This is a genomic window from Streptomyces sp. NPDC058145, assembly GCF_042884245.1.
GTDB lineage: Bacteria > Actinomycetota > Actinomycetes > Streptomycetales > Streptomycetaceae > Streptomyces.
The window spans coordinates 435,811-453,444 of record NZ_JBHVUH010000006.1 but is presented as its reverse complement, the minus strand read 5'-3'; the positions used below and the strand labels follow the sequence as shown (position 1 = coordinate 453,444).

Sequence of the window (17,634 nt, the reverse complement as noted above, 5' to 3'; positions counted from 1 at the left end):
CTCAGCCCTTTCCCAGGAGCAGGCGGGCCTCGCCCACCGTGATGACCGAGCCGGTGACCAGCACCCCACCGCCCGCGAACTCGCCCTCCTCCTCGGCCAGCGTGATCGCGGCATCCAGGGCCTCGGGCAGCTGCGGCTCGACCTGGACGCGGTCCTCGCCGAACACCTCGACGGCGATCGCGGCCAGCTCGTCCGCGTCCATGGCGCGGTGGCTGGAGTTCTGGGTGACGACGACCTCGGCGAAGATCGGCTCGAAGGCCTCCAGCAGCCCGCGCACGTTCTTGTCGCCGCTCGCTCCGACCACGCCGATCAGCCGGCTGAAGTCGAACGCCTCCCGCACGGCCTCGGCGGCGGCCTCGGCGCCCGGCGGGTTGTGGGCGGCGTCCAGGACGACGGTGGGAGAGCGCCGCACGATCTCCAGGCGCCCCGGCGAGGAGACGGCCGCGAAGGCCTTGCGCACCGTGCCGATGTCCAGCAGCTCCGCGCGCTGCGCGCCGACCCCGAAGAACGCCTCCACGGCGGCGAGCGCGACGGCCGCGTTGTGCGCCTGGTGGGCGCCGTGCAGCGGGAGGTAGACCTCCTCGTACTCGCCGCCCAGCCCACGCAGGGTGAGCAACTGCCCGCCGACGGCGATCTGCCGGGCGGTCACGCCGAACTCCAGACCCTCGCGGGCCACGGTGGCGTCGACCTCGACGGCCTTCTTCAGCAGTACCTGCGCCGCGTCCACCGGCTGCTGCGCCAGGATCACGGTCGCGCCCTGCTTGATGACGCCGCCCTTCTCCCCCGCGATCTCCCCCGGCGTGTCACCGAGCCGGTCGGTGTGGTCGAGGCCGATGGGGGTGATCACGGCGACGTCGCCGTCGATCACGTTGGTGGCGTCCCAGGAGCCGCCCATGCCCACTTCCACGACGGCCACGTCGACCGGCGCGTCCGCGAAGGCCGCGTAGGCCATGCCGGTGAGCACCTCGAAGAAGGACAGCCGGTACTCCTGCGAGACGTCGACCATCTCGATGTACGGCTTGATGTCCTGGTACGTCTCGATGAACCGCTCGGCGGAGATCGGCGCGCCGTCCAGGCTGATCCGCTCGGTGATCGACTGCACGTGCGGGCTGGTGTAGCGGCCGGTGCGCAGCTCGAAGGCGCCGAGCAGGGCCTCGATCATGCGCGCCGTGGAGGTCTTGCCGTTGGTCCCGGTGATGTGGATCGAGGGGTACGAGCGCTGCGGCTCGCCGAGGAGGTCCATCAGCGCGGCGATCCGGCTGACGGAGGGCTCCAGCTTGGTCTCGCCCCAGCGGGTGGCCAGCTCCGTCTCGACCTCGCGCAGGGCCCTGTCGACCTCGGGGTCCTCCGGCCGGGCCGGTACGTCGGCCTCGGGCGGGCCCCCCTGGGTGCGCAGGGTGCGGCTGCCGGCCTCGATCACGGCGAGGTCGGGGTCGCGGGTGGTCTCGGCCTCGATGATCTCGTCGAAGCCGTCGAGGGGGTCGGGGGTGTCGCTGGTGCCGGGGTGGTCGCTCACGGTGCCAGTCTACGGAGGCCCGGTGACATGGGTGGGCGAAGGCCCCCGGAGCTGTGGAGTTCCGAGGGCCTTCGGCTGCCGTTCACGCGGGCCGGCGCGGGTGCGCCGGCCGCGTCCCTACGCCTGCGGGAGCCTGTCCAGCTGGGCCTGGATGCGGGTGATGTCCTCTTCGGCCTTGGCGAGGCGGGTGCGGATCTTGTCGACCACGTTCTCCGGGGCCTTCGCCAGGAACGCCTCGTTGCCGAGCTTGGCGGTGGACTGGGCCTTCTCCTTCTCGGCGGCGGCCAGGTCCTTCGCCAGGCGCTTGCGCTCGGCGGCCACGTCGATGGTGCCGGAGAGGTCGAGGGCGACCTCGGCGCCGGCGACCGGCAGGGTGGCCGTGGCCGTGAAGGACTCGCCCTCCGGCTGCAGGCGCAGCAACTGGCGGATGGCGGCCTCGTGCGGGGCCAGCGCCGTACCGTCCAGGGTCAGCCGGGCCGGGACCCGCTGGCCCGGCTGGAGGCCCTGGTCGGCGCGGAAGCGGCGGACCTCGGTGATGACGGACTGCAGGGTCTCGATCTCCCGCTCGGCGCCGGCGTCCCGGAAGCCACTGTCGGCCGGCCACTCGGCGATGACGACCGACTCGCCCCCCGTGAGCGTGGTCCACAGGGTCTCCGTGACGAACGGGACGACCGGGTGCAGCAGCCTGAGCGTGACGTCGAGGACCTCGCCCAGGACGCGCTGGGAGACCTCGGCCGCCTCGCCGCCCGCCTGGAACGTCGTCTTGGACAGCTCGACGTACCAGTCGAAGACCTCGTCCCACGCGAAGTGGAAGAGGGCGTCGGACAGCTTGGCGAACTGGAAGTCGTCGTAGAACGCGTCGACTTCGGCGACGGCCGAGTTGAGCCGGGAAAGGATCCAGCGGTCGGTGGCGGACATCTTCGCCGGGTCCGGCAGCGGGCCGTCCACCGTCGCGCCGTTCATCAGCGCGAAGCGGGTGGCGTTCCAGATCTTGTTGGCGAAGTTGCGGGAGCCCTGGACCCAGTCCTCGCCGATGGGCACGTCGACACCGGGGTTGGCGCCGCGGGCGAGGGTGAACCGGAGGGCGTCGGAGCCGTACTTGTCCATCCAGTCCAGCGGGTTGACCGCGTTGCCGAAGGACTTCGACATCTTCTTGCCGAACTGGTCGCGGACCATGCCGTGCAGGGCGATGGTGTGGAACGGCGGGGTGCCGTCCATCGCGTAGAGGCCGAACATCATCATCCGGGCGACCCAGAAGAAGAGGATGTCGTAGCCGGTGACCAGGACGGAGTTCGGGTAGAACTTCGCGAGGCTCTCGGTCTGTTCGGGCCAGCCGAGGGTGGAGAACGGCCACAGGCCGGAGGAGAACCAGGTGTCGAGGACGTCGGTGTCCTGCTTCCAGCCCTCCGCCTCGGTGCCGGGCGGCTGCTCGTCGGGGCCGACGCAGACGACCTCGCCGTTCGGGCCGTACCAGACCGGGATGCGGTGGCCCCACCACAGCTGCCGAGAGATGCACCAGTCGTGGAGGTTGTCGACCCAGTCGAAGTACCGCTTCTCCATCTCCTGCGGATGGATCTTGACCTTGCCGTCGCGGACGGCGTCACCGGCGGCCTTGGCCAGCGGGCCGACCTTGACCCACCACTGCATGGACAGGCGCGGCTCGATGGTGGTCTTGCAGCGCGAGCAGTGGCCGACGGAGTGGGCGTAGGGGCGCTTCTCGGCGACGATCCGGCCCTCGGCGCGCAGTGCGGCGACGATGGCGGAGCGGGCCTCGAGGCGGTCCAGGCCCTGGAAGGGGCCGTGCGCGGTGATGACGGCGTGCTCGTCCATCACGGTGAGGGACGGCAGGTCGTGCCGCTGGCCGATCTCGAAGTCGTTCGGGTCGTGGGCCGGGGTGACCTTGACGGCGCCGGTGCCGAATTCGGGGTCGACGTGCTCGTCCGCGACGACCGGGATGGATCGGTCGGTCAGCGGGAGCCTGATGAGCTTGCCGACGAGGTGCTTGTAGCGCTCATCGTCGGGGTGGACGGCGACGGCGGTGTCGCCGAGCATGGTCTCGGCACGGGTGGTGGCGACGACGATGGTGTCGTCCCCCTCCCCGTACTTCATGGAGACCAGCTCGCCGTCGTCGTCCTGGTACTCGACCTCGATGTCGGAGATGGCCGTCAGGCACCGGGGGCACCAGTTGATGATGCGCTCGGCGCGGTAGATCAGCTCGTCGTCGTAGAGCCGCTTGAAGATGGTCTGGACGGCCTGCGAGAGGCCCTCGTCCATGGTGAAGCGCTCACGCGACCAGGCGACGCCGTCACCGAGGCGGCGCATCTGGCCGGAGATCTGGCCGCCGGACTCGCCCTTCCACTGCCAGACGCGCTCGACGAAGGCCTCGCGGCCGAGGTCGTGGCGGGACTTGCCCTCCTTGCCCAGCTCGCGCTCGACGACGTTCTGGGTGGCGATACCGGCGTGGTCCATGCCCGGCTGCCACAGCGTCTCGAAGCCCTGCATGCGCTTGCGGCGGGTCAGGGCGTCGATGAGCGTGTGCTCGAAGGCGTGGCCCAGGTGGAGGCTGCCGGTGACGTTCGGCGGCGGGATGACGACGGTGAACGGCGGCTTGTCGCTCTTCGCGTCCGCCTCGAAGTAACCGCGCTCTACCCAGCGCTCGTACAGCGGCCCCTCTACATCGGCCGGCGCGTACTGGGTCGGCAGTTCGGAGTCGGGCGCGGGTGGCTGCTGCTGAGCGTTCTCGGTCACGGGGGTCAGTTTAGGGGTGTCACGGGGTGGTCCCGAAACGCGTTTGTTCTGTAACGGTGCGGCCCCCGGTGCCGTGTGCCCCCGGCGCCTGGGCCAGGATGTCAGGGACACATAAGCATCTGAGGGGGAGCCCAGAAATGAGCCACAACCAGCCGGGCCCGTACGGCCAGCAGCCGCCCTACGGCCAGCCGGGGCAGCCTGGTCCCTACGGCCAGCCGGGTCCCTACGGCCAGCAGCCGCAGGCGCCCCAGCCCGGCTACGGCTACCCCCAGCAGACTCCCCCGGCCGCGCCGCAGCCCGGGTACGGCTACCCGCAGCAGGGCGGTGTGCCGCAGCAGCCCAACCCGTACGGCCAGCAGCCGGGCGCCTACCCCCAGCAGCCCTACGGCGTCCCGCAGCCGCCGGCCCCGGGCGGCGGCAAGAAGAAGACGGGCCTGATCATCGGCGCGGTGGCCGTCGTCGCGGCGATCGCGGTGGGCGCGTACTTCGTGCTGGGCGGCAGCGGCGGCTCGGACGTCGCGGACGACGGCCCCCACAAGCTGACGACGCCGGCGACGGTGCTGGGCGAGTACAAGAAGTCCGCCGCCCAGGACAGCGGCGGCTTCGACGAGAACGACGTCAAGGACGCCGAGAAGCACGGCGTGAAGAACGCCAAGGACGTGCACGCCGGCTACCAGTCCGGAGACAAGAGCAACCCGCTCGCCGGCAAAGTCATCAACTTCATGGGCGTGTACGGCGACATCGAGGACCCCGAAGCCGTCGTCGACGGCATGTTCGCCGAGATGAAGAAGAGCGCCACGAAGGACGGGAAAGAGAGCGAGGTCGTCGGCAGCCCGCAGTCCTTCTCGCCCAGCGGGCTGGACGGCGCGATCCTCAAGTGCCAGGAGATCAAGTACAAGAGCGACTCGTCCACCGGTTCCTCGTCCGGCGGGCCCAGCGCCGTCAGCATGCCGGTCTGCATCTGGGGCGACCACAGCACGATGGGCGCCATCATCAGCCTTGAAATGGCCGACGCGATGGCGGGCAAGGGTGCCGACCTCGCGGGTGCCGCGGAGCTGACCGCCAAGTTCCGCAAGGAGGTTCGCGTCCCGGCCTGACGCGTGCCACGGCAGGACATACGAAGGGGCCCCGGTCACCCGACCGGGGCCCCTTCGTATGTCCTGCCGTGGCGGCTACGCCGTCTTCTGCTCGCCCGTTCCCCGGCCGCGGGCGTCCCGCGGGATCAGGGTCGGGTTGACGTTGGAGTGGACGACGTCGGCCGTGATGACGACTCGGGCGACGTCCTTGCGGGACGGGACCTCGTACATCACCGACATGAGGACCTCCTCCATGATGGCGCGCAGGCCGCGGGCGCCGGTCTGGCGGAGGATGGCCTGGTCGGCGATGGCCTCCAGGGCCTCGCGCTCGAAGTCCAGCTCCACGCCGTCGAGTTCGAAGAGGCGCTGGTACTGCTTGACCAGGGCGTTGCGGGGCTCGACCAGGATCTGGAGCAGGGCCTCGCGGTCCAGGTTGTGCACCGAGGTGATCACCGGCAGGCGGCCGATGAACTCGGGGATCATGCCGAACTTGACCAGGTCCTCGGGCATGACGTCCTCGAACTGGTCCTTGGCCTCCAGCTCGCGCTTGGAGTGGATGGTGGCGCCGAAGCCGATGCCCTTGGCGCCCGCCCGGGATTCGATGATCTTCTCCAGGCCGGCGAAGGCACCGCCCACGATGAACAGGACGTTCGTCGTGTCGATCTGGATGAACTCCTGGTGCGGGTGCTTGCGGCCGCCCTGCGGCGGGACCGAGGCCGTGGTGCCCTCGAGGATCTTCAGCAGGGCCTGCTGGACGCCCTCGCCGGAGACGTCGCGGGTGATCGACGGGTTCTCGCTCTTGCGGGCCACCTTGTCGATCTCGTCGATGTAGATGATCCCGGTCTCGGCCTTCTTGACGTCGTAGTCGGCCGCCTGGATCAGCTTGAGGAGGATGTTCTCCACGTCCTCGCCGACGTAGCCCGCCTCGGTCAGCGCCGTCGCGTCGGCGATCGCGAAGGGGACGTTCAGCATGCGGGCCAGGGTCTGCGCGAGGAGCGTCTTGCCCGAGCCGGTGGGGCCGAGCAGGAGGATGTTGGACTTCGCCAGCTCGATGGCGTCGTCACGGCTCTGGGCGCCGCCGCTCTCGCCCGCCTGGACCCGCTTGTAGTGGTTGTACACCGCGACCGAGAGGGCCTTCTTGGCGGCCTCCTGGCCGACCACGTAGCCCTCGAGGAACTCGTAGATCTCGCGGGGCTTGGGCAGCTCCTCCCAGCGCACCTCGCTGGTCTCCGCGAGCTCCTCCTCGATGATCTCGTTGCAGAGATCGATGCACTCGTCGCAGATGTACACACCGGGCCCTGCGATGAGCTTCTTGACCTGCTTCTGGCTCTTGCCGCAGAACGAGCACTTGAGCAGATCGCCGCCGTCACCGATGCGTGCCACGGTGTGCTTCCCCTTCGCCTGGGAGACGACTGGACGCTTTCGAATCCAGCGGCTCCTGGTGCTGCCTTATGTCCGACGGTACCTTGCCGGGCCCCGTGTTCGGGTCCCCCTTGGCAGGGTTCACTTTGACGTGAATCCTGCCAAGGGGGCCTGAGCGTACGCCGCCTCGGGTCAGCGGACCGATTCGTTGTTCATCTTCCGGGTGGAGATGATCTGGTCGACGATGCCGTACTCGAGCGCTTCCTCGGCCGTGAGGATCTTGTCGCGCTCGATGTCCTCGCGGACCTGCTCGAGCGGCCGGTTGGAGTGCTTGGCCAGCATGTTCTCCAGCTGCTCACGCATCCGGGTGAACTCGTTGGCGATGATCTCCAGGTCGGAGAGCTGGCCGCGGCCGGTGGAGCCGGCCGGCTGGTGGATCAGCACGCGCGAGTTCGGCAGCGCCATGCGCTTGCCCGGGGTGCCGGCGGCGAGCAGGATGGCCGCGGCGGAGGCGGCCTGGCCCATGCACACCGTCTGGATGTCCGGCTTCACGAACTGCATGGTGTCGTAGATGGCCGTGAGGGCCGTCATGTCGCCACCGGGGCTGTTGATGTAGATCGAGATGTCCCGGTCGGGGTCCATCGACTCCAGGCACAGGAGCTGCGCCATGACGTCGTTGGCGGAGGCGTCGTCGATCTGGACGCCCAGGAAGATCACGCGCTCCTCGAAGAGCTTCGCGTACGGGTCGTACTCGCGGACGCCCTGGGAGGTGCGCTCGACGAAGCGCGGGATGACATAGCGGTTGTCGGGCCGGGGCCCTTCGTACATGCCGCTGGCGGCGCCGGGGAAGTTGCTCATGAGGGTGTTCACCGTCCTGGTGGCGTTCGGGGGGCTGGTGTCTCGGCGGTGTGTGGCGTGGCCGGGCCGGTCAGGCACCGGTGCCGCCGCCTCCCGGAACACCCGAGGCGTTCCTGATGATCTCGTCGATGAGACCGTACTCCTTGGCCTCTTCCGGGGTGAACCAGCGGTCGCGGTCGGCGTCGCGGAGGATCGTCTCGACCGACTGGCCGGAGTGGAGCGCGGTCAGCTCGGTCATCGTCTTCTTGGTGCGCAGCAGGTACTGGGCCTGGATCTTGATGTCCGAGACCGTACCGCCCAGGCCCGCGGAGCCCTGGTGCATCATGATGTCCGTGTGCGGCAGGGCGAAGCGCTTGCCCGCGGTGCCGCCGGTGAGCAGGAACTGGCCCATCGAGGCCGCCATGCCCATGCCGATCGTGACCACGTCGTTCGGGATGAACTGCATGGTGTCGTAGATCGCCATGCCGGCCGTCACCGAGCCGCCGGGGCTGTTGATGTAGAGGTAGATGTCCTTGTCGGGGTCCGCGGCGAGGAGCAGCAGCTGTGCGGTGATCTTGTTGGCGATGTCGTCGTCGACCTGCTGACCGAGGAAGATGATCCGCTCGTTGAGCAGCCGGTTGTAGACCTGGTCGCCGAGGCCACCACCGATGGAAGGCTCGCCGGCGGCGGAGGGCATCAGATTCGTCACGTATCCACCTGCTCGTCTTACGACGGCGCCGGGCCGTCTCACGTCGTCCTGCCGGAGGCTTGACTGGGGGTTTCAGGAGACTCCCCTGCCCCCGTATTCAAGGACCCTAACGCTCAGGTCCCCTCGGGGAATCCCGGAGATGACAGTGTTCGCCGGGGGCGTAGCGGCCGCGCCGCGGGGCCGGGCGCGGATCCGGGGGCCGAACGGCGCGGGCCCCCGGGGAAGCACACTCCCCGGGGGCCCGTCCTACGCGCTTCAGAGGCGCCGTGGGGGCGCTCAGCCCTCGGCGTTCTCCTCGGAGGTCTCCGACGCCTCGGCGGCCTCGGTCTCCTCCTCCTCGTCGTCCAGGTCGACGACCTCGCCGTTGGTGTCCTTCACCGTGGCGGCCTCGACCACGACGGCCAGGGCCTTGCCGCGGGCGACCTCGCCGACCAGGAGCGGAACCTGGCCGCCCTCGACGACTGCCTGGGCGAACTGGTCGGGGGACATGCCGGAGGAGGCCGCACGCCGCATGAGGTGCTCGGTGAGCTCCTCCTGGTTGACGTTGAGGTTCTCCTTCTTGACCAGCTCGTCGAGGACGAACTGGGTCTTGATGCCCTTGACCGCGGCGTCGCGGGTCTCGGCCTCGAACTCCTCGGCGGTCTTGCCCTGGATCTCCAGGTACTTGTCGAGGTCCAGGCCCATCTGGCCGAGCTGGTGGTGCTCCAGGTTGTGCTTGCGGGTGTTGATCTCGTCCTCGAGCAGCTTCTCGGGGACCGGGACCTCGACCAGCTCGAGGAGCTTCTCCAGGACGCGCTCCTGGGCCTGGGTGGCCTGGTCGTACTGCTTCATGTTGGCCAGGCGCTTGCGGCTGTCGGCCTTCAGCTCGTCCAGGGTGTCGAACTCGGAGGCGAGCTGCGCGAACTCGTCGTCCAGCTCGGGCAGTTCACGGGCGGCGACCTGGGTGACCTTGACGGTGACCTCGGCCTCCTTGCCCGCGGCGGAGCCGCCCTTCAGCTCGGAGGTGAAGGTGCCCTCCTCGCCGGCGGACAGGCCCTTGACGGCGTCGTCGATGCCGTCCAGCAGCTCGCCGGAGCCGATGGTGTACGAGACACCGTCGGCGATGCCGTCCTCGAGGACCTCGCCGTCGACCTTGGCCTGCAGGTCGATGGTGACGACGTCGCCGTCCTCGGCGGCGCGCTCCACCGGGGAGGTGGAGGCGAAGCGCTCGCGGAGCTGCTCGACGGACTTCTCGAGGTCCTCGTCGGTGACCTCGACGGCGTCGACCTCGACCTCGATGCCGGAGTAGTCCGGGATCTCCAGGGCCGGGCGGACGTCGACCTCGGCGGTGAAGTTCAGCGTCTCGCCGTCCTTCAGGTCGGTGATGTCGACCTCGGGCTGGCCCAGCGGGCTGAGCTCGGCCTCGTTGACCGCCTCGGTGTAGAACTTCGGAAGCGCGTCGTTGACGGCCTCTTCCAGCACCGCACCGCGGCCGAACCGCTGGTCGATGACGCGGGCCGGGATCTTGCCCTTACGGAAGCCCTTCACCGTGACCTGCTGGTTGATCTTCTTGTACGCCGCGTCGAGGCTGTCCTTGAGCTCCTCGAAGGGCACCTCGACAGTGAGCCGAACCCGGGTCGGGTTCAGGGTCTCCACGGCGCTCTTCACGGTTCGGTCTCCTTGGGGCTGACTTCTTGGTTTCTGCCGGAGCCGGACTGGTCCGGCGGATTTCGCCGCCCGGAGGAGTTCGTAGGCCGAGTGGGCCGGGACACACGGGCGCGCAGCTTGCATAGTAACCGCAGCCGGTCAGCGCCCCAAAAGGCGATCATCAGGATGCCGTGAGCCGGTGGTCGGGGTGGCGGGATTTGAACCCACGGCCTTCCGCTCCCAAAGCGGACGCGCTACCAAGCTGCGCCACACCCCGTCTGGTGCGACACGTAGGGTACATGCCCCGGCCGATTCCGTCGGCCGGTTTCACCTGCGCCGCGCATACGACATCGCCGCAGTCCAACACGTTGGCCTCCGCGGCGGGCGACCCGCTACGATGCTCTGCAGTGCCACGGTCGCAGACCGGTGGCACGTTGTCGCGGGCGTAGCTCAATGGTAGAGCCCTAGTCTTCCAAACTAGCTACGCGGGTTCGATTCCCGTCGCCCGCTCCACACGGCGAAGGCCCAGGTAGGCAGTAAATTCACTGCCCCTGGGCCTTCGACCGTTTTCCGAGCTGTTCAGCCCTGCATGTACCCCGCGTGCCCCTCCGGCCTGGGACGCGAGCGTGTTGCCGGTGTGTGCGGCGACAAGCGGCAGGATCGAGCGCGGAATGGCCACGGACCACTTGCCCGCCTCGCTCTTGGGCGCCTTGTAAATCCGCTTGCCGCTGTTCAGTTCGGACACCGAGCCGCGCACCCGGATCCTGCCCGCCTCCAGGTCGACGTCCCGCCGGCGCAGTGCCACCAACTCGCCCCAGCGCAGGGCGCAGAAGTCCCCGAGCCCGGAAAACATTGGTCGGCCATTGCCTGCCCGCGGATATCCTGCCTCGTCCTGAACAGGCCCGGGAGGTCCGCACCATGAGCAGCACCACGTCGTCCTTTCCCGAGCGGATCGAGCTCTCGGGGGAGGGTCTCGTCCTCCGCGACTGGACGGAGGCGGACCTGGTCGCGATGCCGGAGCTGTTCGACCACCCCGACATCGCGTACTGGACACCGATGGTCTCCCCCTTCGACGAAGCGGCCGCCCGCGCACGGTTGGACCGGGACCGGCAGCTGCGGGCGGACGGCACGACGATCCTGCTCGCCATCACCGTCGACGGCGGCGCGCCGCTCGGTGAGGTGATGCTGCGCCGCGCCTCCGAGAGCACGGAACTCGGCTACGCGATCGGCCCAGCGCACCGCGGCCAGGGGCTGGCGGCGCGGGCGGTGCGGGTGATGGCCGCGTACGCCTTCGAGCACCTGGGCGCGAGGCAGGTGATCCTGGAGCTGGAGGCCGAGAACGCTGCCAGCGTCGCCGTGGCCACCAAGGCGGGCTTCGGACTGCTCGACGTGCCACTGATCACGGGTGAGGAGAAGGGGCGGCCCTACGCCCTGCAGACGTGGGGTCTCAACCGCCCGTGACCCTCTGTCTCCACCAGGCTGTCATGGGGGGACATCAATGGCTGACACCAACAGGGACGAACAACGGCGGTCGAGGCCGGCCCTCGGCGCACAGCAAGGCCAGGTACAGGCAGGGGTAGCCCGCGTCGGCGGCCTCGCGTGATCGACCTGACAAGGATGAGGCCACAGGTCCAAGTCCTGTTGGCCCCACATACGAGAAGACCCCCGGTCCACTGGGACCGGGGGTCTTTTGCCACCCACTGCGTCAGGTGAGGGTTTGATGCGGGCTGATCAGGAGCAGGGCGACGTCGTCGCTGCGGGGTGCGGATCGCTGAGCACGGATGATCAGACTGTCGGCCAGGGCGTCCATGGACTGGTCGCGGGTGTGTGCGAGCCGGTCGGCGAGGGCGGTGATCGCGTCCTCGATGTCCGTACCCGCTGCTTCGACCAGTCCGTCGGTGTACAGGGCGAGCACGGCGCCGGGTGGCAGCGGTAGCTCCGTCGTGGGGTAGTCGGCGGCGGGGTCGATGCCGAGAAGGAGCCCGGGCTGCGGCTGAAGAATCTCGGTGTGGCCGTCCGGGTGACGCAGGATCGGCGGGAGGTGCCCTGCGGTGGCCATACAGGCCCGATGGCGGGCGAGGTCGAGGGCGACGTAGAGGCAGCTGGTGAACAGGCCCGCATCAAGGTCGGTGAGTAGACGGTTCGCCCCGGCCAGGACCTCGCCGGGCGGGGCGCCGGCACCGGCGTGGACGGCGGTGCGGACCTGACCCATGAGAGTGGCGGCCTTCACGTTGTGTCCCTGGACGTCACCGATGGCCGCGACGGCCGCCGTCTTGCCGAGGCGGATGAGGTCGTAGAAGTCGCCCCCGACCTCTATGCCGTAGCCGGCGGGAAGGTAGCGGGCGGCCACGTCGAGGCCGGGTATGCAAGGCAGCGTGCGCGGCAGGAGGCTGGCCTGGAGGTCGTGGGCGAGCTGCTGTTTGGCGTCGTAGAGACGGGCGCGGTCCAGTGCCTGTGCGATCAGTCCGGCGGTCGCGGTGAGGACGGAGCGCTCCTCGGAGGGGAAGGTGCGCGGCCGGTCGAAGGCGAGGACCAGCGAGCCGACCGGGCGGCCGGAGACGATCAGCGGCAGGAACGCCCAGGCGGCCATCGCGTCCTGCAGGACGGCGGGCGGGTAGGCCCGTGCGAGGTCGGCGAAGGTGCCGAAGAAGCTCGGGACACCCGTCGTCAAGACGTGCACCGCAGGGGCGTCCGAGGTGAGCGGGACCGCGTCGAAACGGTCCATGAGTTCCGCGGAGCAGCCGTCGTATCCGATGATCCGCAGCCTGCCTTCCTCAGCGGCCATCAGAGCGAGGGCCTGACCGCCGAAGGCGGGTAGCACCTGGTCGGCAACACTTGCGACGACGTCCTGCACGCCGACCGCTTCGGTGAGCGTGGCAGCCAGGTGCATCAGCTGATACAGGGCGGTGGCCCGGCCGGGGTCGGTGGCGGGTGCGGGGTGCAGGAGCTGCGGAGGTGGCACGGCATCCGACGCGGAAGCGGGCACGATGCGCGCGCTGATGCCGGACGCGTCCGGATACAGGTGGAACTGCAGCCACTGGTCCGGGGGGCGCCGGGCGGTGAATGACGTCGGCCGGTGACTGAGCACCGCCGCCCGGTAGCGGTCCTCGGCGACCGGGTTGTCCAGCCACGCGAGCGCCTCCCAGGGGCGGGCACCCAGCAGGTCGGCGATGTCTACGCCGAGGAGCTCTGCCGCGGCGGTGGTGAGGAAGGTGATCCGGCCGTCCGTGTCGAGCGCGCAGCAGCCGCTGGGTAGGCGCTCGGTGAAGTCGACAGCGGCCTGGGCTTCGGCCGGGCCGGCGGTGCGGTTGCGCGGGGCGGGCAGGATTCGTGGCTCGGGCCCGGTCAGTACGTGGCCGCTCTCGGCGGCCTCCTGGAGGATCGGGCGCAGGCTGCGGCAGGTGTCGCTGATCACCCGACGCTCATGAGGGCTCAGCGTGGGAGGGTGCGCGCTGGACCAGTGCAGCACCAGGCCGCCCCACGCCCACGAATCGGTGCCGATCGGAGCGGCGGCCATGGCGAAGGGATGCGGCAGGACAAGTGCCAGCTGCGGGTAGCGGCGCGCCAGCTCCTCCTGGCTGCCGATCCATACCAAACCTCGCTGCCGCACCGCATCACTCACTGGGGTCGCGGCGGGCAGTGGGACTCGTGCCCAGGGCGCAGCGATTCGTTTGGAGATTCCGCTCAGCACCGCGAGCTGCAGTACCTGCCCGTCCGGGGACAGTACGTAGACCCCGCCGGCGTAGGCACCGGTCTCCCGCGCGCACCGGCCGAGGACAGGTTCCAGTACGCCAGGGCCGGACCCCGGGGAGCGAGCGTCAGCGGCTGTGTCGCACACGCTTCACCTCCCCGTGAAGCGCCAACCGGCGACCCGTCTTTCTGTCCGCCGTTGCTGGACGCCATTGTCCGGGCTGTGACCCGGGATCGCGTCGAGCGCCCCATGGGTTCTGATCGGCAGGTACCGTCCCGCGCAGCAGCTGTGTCCAGCGTGCATCTGCCAGTGGCGTCGGACAGCGTCGGCACCGGCAGCGACGAGAGGGCGGTCCCGGGAGCCCGATACCGGACCGGCCGTACCTGACGTCACCCATATACGGACAATACGTCCACTGCCGTCGGACGGCAGTGGACCAATCGAGCCCTGATCGACTCCTCGCCCGCCCCCGATCGTCACGGCCGGGTGGGGCGGGGGTCAGAAGCTGATCTGGTTGATCGTCTCCGCTATCGAGTTCATGAAGCGGTTGATCGACGGCGCCATGCCCGTCGAGGCGAGGAAGAAGCCGAAGAGGACGGCGACGATGGCCGGGCCGGCCTTGATGCTCCCCCCTCGGATCAGCACCACAAGGATGATCGCCAACAGCAGCACCACGGACAGTGAAATGGCCACAACTGATCACACCTTCGGTCGGTCCGCTCTCCCGGCCCTGGGATGCGGCCCCGCGCAACCCAGCCAGAACCATCGTGCCACCAACCCGGCCCTTGTATGCGGGTCGTGACACAACGTCGGGTGCCGGTCCGGCCCCCGAGAGACCCCGCACAGTAATTCGACGGGCACACCGGCACCTGCGGCACAGGGAATTGCGCAGCTTGGTTTCCATGTCCACACATCATGTGCGCAGGTAATTCGAATTGATGACACAGAGGCAACGTATGCCCGAATTAGTCAGGATGAATCGGGACATCAGGGGTGAACGGGGGTACCGCTGTGCCCACCATCACGTGGACAGGGTAGGCAAGTTATGTAAATCAGGGGGTACCCGAACGTGATAACCAGGAATAACAGGCGGGGTTTTACGGAATCCCACAGTCGACGCTAGGGTGCCTGAGATGTTTGAAGCCGCCTCGTCCCCCGGCCAGAACCGCAGACCACTCCCCCCGGCACAGTCGCCGGCCGACGGAGTGCCTCGTCCGCGTACCCCGATGAGCGAGCAGAAGGGGCGGACGACGGTGGACAGACCGGGCAAAGAGCGCGACTCGTTCTTCGACAACGCGAAGTACCTGGCCATCGTGCTGGTCGCGATGGGTCACGCCTGGGAGCCGCTGAAGGGCGACAGCCGCATCCTGGAAGGCCTCTACACGGTCGTGTACACCTTCCACATGCCGGCGTTCATCATCATCTCCGGCTTCTTCTCCCGCAGTTTCGACATGCGCCCGGACCGGCTGAAGCGGCTGATCACCGGTGTGGCCGTGCCGTACGTCCTCTTCGAGACGGCGTACCCGCTCTTCAAGAACGTCGTCGACCACTCCAACGAGGAGATCAGTCTCCTCGATCCCTGGTATCTGACCTGGTTCCTGGTCGCCCTGTTCGTCTGGCGGCTCACCACGCCCGTGTGGAAGCTGGTTCGCTGGCCGCTCCCGGTGGCCATCGGCATCGCCATGCTGGCCAGCGTCACCCCGAACATCGGTGACGACCTCGACCTCCAGCGCGTGATGCAGTTCCTGCCGTACTTCGTGCTCGGCCTGTGCATGAAGCCCGAGCACTTCCACATGGTGCGCCGGCGCTGGGTGCGGATCGCCTCGGTGCCGGTGTTCGCGGTCGCGCTGGCGTTCGGCTGGTGGGCGGTGCCGCGCATGAACACGGCGTGGTTCTACCACCGTGACTCCGCGCAGGAGCTGGGCGCGCCGTGGTGGATCGGCCCGGTGATGGTGCTCGCGATGATGGGCTGCTCGCTGCTGCTGACGGCGTGCTTCTTCGCCTGGGTGCCGCGCCGCAGGATGTGGTTCACGGCCCTGGGCGCGGGCACCCTGTACGGCTACCTGCTGCACGGCTTCCTGGTGAAGTTCGCCGACTACCGGGGCTGGTTCGACCACTCCGTGCTGCACCACCCGCTCGGCGAGATCCTGGTCACCGTCGTCGCGGCCACCGTCGTCACGCTGCTGTGCACCGCTCCGGTGCGGCGGACGTTCCGGTTCGCGATGGAGCCGAAGATGGCCTGGGCGTTCAAGCAGGACGCGGCCGAACTGGCCCGCGAACGTCAGCAGAAGGAGCGCGAGCGCGAGAAGGTCAGCGCCTAGCCTCCCCTCTCAGCACCCGGCCTCACCCTGGCCGAGACCGAGAAGTGCCCGCATCCGCGCGTACTTCTCGGTCAGTCGTTTCCGGGTCGGTTCGTCCAGGACCGCCAGCCGGGCCGGGTCGGCGTTGTGCGCCAGGTCGGCCTCCTTCACCAGCAGCGCGCCCGGGGTGGCGAGGATGCGCCGCGCGTACGCCCCGGGTTCCTCACCGGCCCGCTTGGTGACGGCGCGCACGACGGCCCTGGTGCGCTCCGTCAGGGCGGCGCCCTCGAGCCACTCCTCGCTCAGCGCGCCGTCCTCCACGGCGTCGTGCAGCCAGGCCGCCGCGATCTGTTCGGCGTCCCCGCCCCGGGCCCGTACCCCTTCGGCGACGGCCGCGAGGTGTTCGGCGTACGGCCGCCCCGCCTTGTCGGTCTGTCCTTCGTGCGCGGCCCGCGCGAGGCTCTCGACCTCGTCGGGGCCGAGTGGCGTCCCGTTCATCGCCCCAGTGTCCCCGGTGCGCGGGGCGTCCGGTACCCGGGTCAGCGGGGAGCCGACGTGGCCTGGCGGCAGATCAGCAGCAGGGCCCGGTCGTCGTTGACGTCCTTGGCGACCGCCTCGATGAGGTGCCAGGCGGCGCCGTGGAAGCCGCCGGCGACATAGCGGTCGGCCTCGCCGGTGAGGCGGTCGATGCCCTCGACGATGTCCCGGTCGGAGGTCTCCACCAGGCCGTCCGTGAAGAGCATGAGCACGTCGCCGGGCCGCAGCGAGCCCTTCGTGGAGTCGAACTGGGCGCCGTCGTACACCCCGAGCAGCGGTCCCTCGGCGGCCTTCTCCTCCCAGCGGCCGCTGCCCGCGCTGAGCTGGAGGCCCGGCGGGTGCCCCGCGGAGTACAGCTCGTAGTCGCCGGAGTCCAGGTCCAGGACCAGGTGGATGGAGGTGGCGAAGCCCTCGTCCCAGTCCTGGCGGAGCAGGTAGCCGTTGGCCGCCGGGAGGAAGGCGTGCGGCGGCAGGGAGCCGAGCAGGCCGCCGAAGGCGCCGGACAGCAGCAGGGCGCGCGATCCGGCGTCCATGCCCTTGCCGGAGACGTCCGTGAGGACGACCTCGAGGGTGCGGCCCCCGTTGGTGCGGGCCGCGACCACGAAGTCGCCCGAGAAGGACTGGCCGCCCGCCGGGCGCAGCGCCATCTCGTGGTGCCAGCCCTGCGGCAGCTTCGGCAGCGTGCTCTGCACCCGGATCCGCTCGCGCAGGTCGAACAGCATGGTGCCGCCGCGCCGCCAGGGCACGCCGACCCGGCTGCGGAACTGGGCGGTGAGCAACCCGAAGGCGCCGCACGCGGCGACCACCAGGACCACGCCCGGGGTGACCCGCGAGGGCCCCTCGGTGTACGGGCCGAGCCGCACCGACTCCACGATCAGCGCGGTGGCCGCGGCGGCGTACAGGCCGAGCAGGCTGGCCGGACGCAGCAGCAGGCCGCCCGCGACGATGGGCAGCACCAGCGCGCCCGGCGAGAACCACACCGAGTTGCCGAGTGTCAGGGCCGCGAGGACGGGAATGGTGAGCAGCAGGCCGACGAGCGCGATCCAGTCCGAGCCGTCGCCGCGGAAGTAGTCCACGGCGCTTCTGCGCAGGCCGACGCGGACCCGGTGCCACTGCATCTTCCACCGGGCCGTGAACGTCTCGGCCTTCGAACGCCGCTCTCGTCCTGCTGCCATCAGTTCGGGACCCTATCCATCGGACCAGCCACTTGGCACGGGAGGTCCCACTTGTCC

General features: G+C 69.5%; 14 protein-coding genes and 2 tRNA genes. 4 read left to right on the top strand and 12 right to left on the bottom strand.

From position 1 onward, the window contains the following. Position 1 precedes the first annotated feature (1 nt). Positions 2-1,516, bottom strand: a complete 1,515-nt coding sequence (locus ACFVVO_RS16755; RefSeq protein ID WP_390055547.1) for a bifunctional folylpolyglutamate synthase/dihydrofolate synthase — start codon at positions 1,514-1,516, stop codon at positions 2-4. Positions 1,517-1,633: 117 nt separating this feature from the next. After that, entirely contained in the window at positions 1,634-4,264 is a 2,631-nt protein-coding gene (locus tag ACFVVO_RS16750; RefSeq protein WP_390055545.1) for a valine--tRNA ligase, read from the bottom strand. A 137-nt stretch (positions 4,265-4,401) separates the two neighbouring features. Here ACFVVO_RS16750 and ACFVVO_RS16745 point away from each other — a divergent pair, with 137 nt between their 5' ends. Next, entirely contained in the window at positions 4,402-5,361 is a 960-nt protein-coding gene (locus ACFVVO_RS16745) for a hypothetical protein (protein ID WP_390055543.1), read from the top strand. A 75-nt stretch (positions 5,362-5,436) separates the two neighbouring features. On the opposite strand, the gene clpX is transcribed toward ACFVVO_RS16745, so the two are convergent. The 5 genes from clpX to ACFVVO_RS16720 form a co-directional block, all read right to left on the bottom strand. Continuing rightward, on the bottom strand, positions 5,437-6,723 hold the full coding sequence (gene clpX / locus ACFVVO_RS16740) for an ATP-dependent Clp protease ATP-binding subunit ClpX (RefSeq protein ID WP_390055541.1): 1,287 nt from the start codon (positions 6,721-6,723) through the stop codon (positions 5,437-5,439). Between the two features lie 171 nt (positions 6,724-6,894). Continuing rightward, a complete protein-coding gene (locus ACFVVO_RS16735; RefSeq protein ID WP_390055539.1) occupies positions 6,895-7,560 on the bottom strand; it encodes an ATP-dependent Clp protease proteolytic subunit in 666 nt (221 codons plus the stop codon). 70 nt (positions 7,561-7,630) lie between these two features. Beyond that, positions 7,631-8,236, bottom strand: coding sequence for an ATP-dependent Clp protease proteolytic subunit (locus tag ACFVVO_RS16730; RefSeq protein ID WP_199213517.1), 606 nt, complete (start codon positions 8,234-8,236; stop codon positions 7,631-7,633). A 288-nt stretch (positions 8,237-8,524) separates the two neighbouring features. Then, positions 8,525-9,895 carry a trigger factor gene (gene tig / locus ACFVVO_RS16725; protein ID WP_390055537.1) on the bottom strand — a complete coding sequence of 457 codons (1,371 nt, stop codon included), beginning with the start codon at positions 9,893-9,895 and terminating at the stop codon, positions 8,525-8,527. 179 nt (positions 9,896-10,074) lie between these two features. Then, positions 10,075-10,151, bottom strand: a tRNA-Pro gene (locus tag ACFVVO_RS16720). Between the two features lie 162 nt (positions 10,152-10,313). Here ACFVVO_RS16720 and ACFVVO_RS16715 point away from each other — a divergent pair. Next, positions 10,314-10,387 (top strand) — tRNA-Gly (locus ACFVVO_RS16715). Here ACFVVO_RS16715 and ACFVVO_RS16710 read toward each other — a convergent pair. Next, positions 10,356-10,727 carry a hypothetical protein gene (locus ACFVVO_RS16710; protein ID WP_390055535.1) on the bottom strand — a complete coding sequence of 124 codons (372 nt, stop codon included), beginning with the start codon at positions 10,725-10,727 and terminating at the stop codon, positions 10,356-10,358. The two genes, ACFVVO_RS16715 and ACFVVO_RS16710, sit on opposite strands and share 32 nt — an antisense overlap. Positions 10,728-10,792: 65 nt before the next feature. Between ACFVVO_RS16710 and ACFVVO_RS16705 the strand changes: the two genes are divergently transcribed. Then, entirely contained in the window at positions 10,793-11,335 is a 543-nt protein-coding gene (locus tag ACFVVO_RS16705; RefSeq protein ID WP_390055534.1) for a GNAT family N-acetyltransferase, read from the top strand. Positions 11,336-11,579: 244 nt separating this feature from the next. Here ACFVVO_RS16705 and ACFVVO_RS16700 read toward each other — a convergent pair whose 3' ends face one another. Further along, the gene (locus ACFVVO_RS16700) at positions 11,580-13,712 is read right to left on the bottom strand and encodes a SpoIIE family protein phosphatase (RefSeq protein ID WP_390055533.1); all 2,133 of its coding nucleotides are present in this window, start codon (positions 13,710-13,712) and stop codon (positions 11,580-11,582) included. Positions 13,713-14,063: 351 nt separating this feature from the next. Beyond that, on the bottom strand, positions 14,064-14,258 hold the full coding sequence (locus ACFVVO_RS16695) for a hypothetical protein (RefSeq protein ID WP_136325240.1): 195 nt from the start codon (positions 14,256-14,258) through the stop codon (positions 14,064-14,066). A 533-nt stretch (positions 14,259-14,791) separates the two neighbouring features. Here ACFVVO_RS16695 and ACFVVO_RS16690 point away from each other — a divergent pair. Then, complete coding sequence (locus ACFVVO_RS16690; RefSeq protein WP_390055532.1) at positions 14,792-15,886, top strand: acyltransferase family protein; 1,095 nt, start codon at positions 14,792-14,794, stop codon at positions 15,884-15,886. Positions 15,887-15,895: 9 nt separating this feature from the next. On the opposite strand, the gene ACFVVO_RS16685 is transcribed toward ACFVVO_RS16690, so the two are convergent. Together ACFVVO_RS16685 and ACFVVO_RS16680 are read right to left on the bottom strand one after the other, a co-directional pair. Continuing rightward, positions 15,896-16,363 (bottom strand): HD domain-containing protein, encoded by a 468-nt coding sequence (locus ACFVVO_RS16685; RefSeq protein WP_390055530.1) that lies wholly within the window; start codon positions 16,361-16,363, stop codon positions 15,896-15,898. Positions 16,364-16,404: 41 nt separating this feature from the next. Further along, positions 16,405-17,577, bottom strand: coding sequence for a PP2C family protein-serine/threonine phosphatase (locus tag ACFVVO_RS16680; protein ID WP_390055528.1), 1,173 nt, complete (start codon positions 17,575-17,577; stop codon positions 16,405-16,407). Positions 17,578-17,634 lie beyond the last annotated feature (57 nt).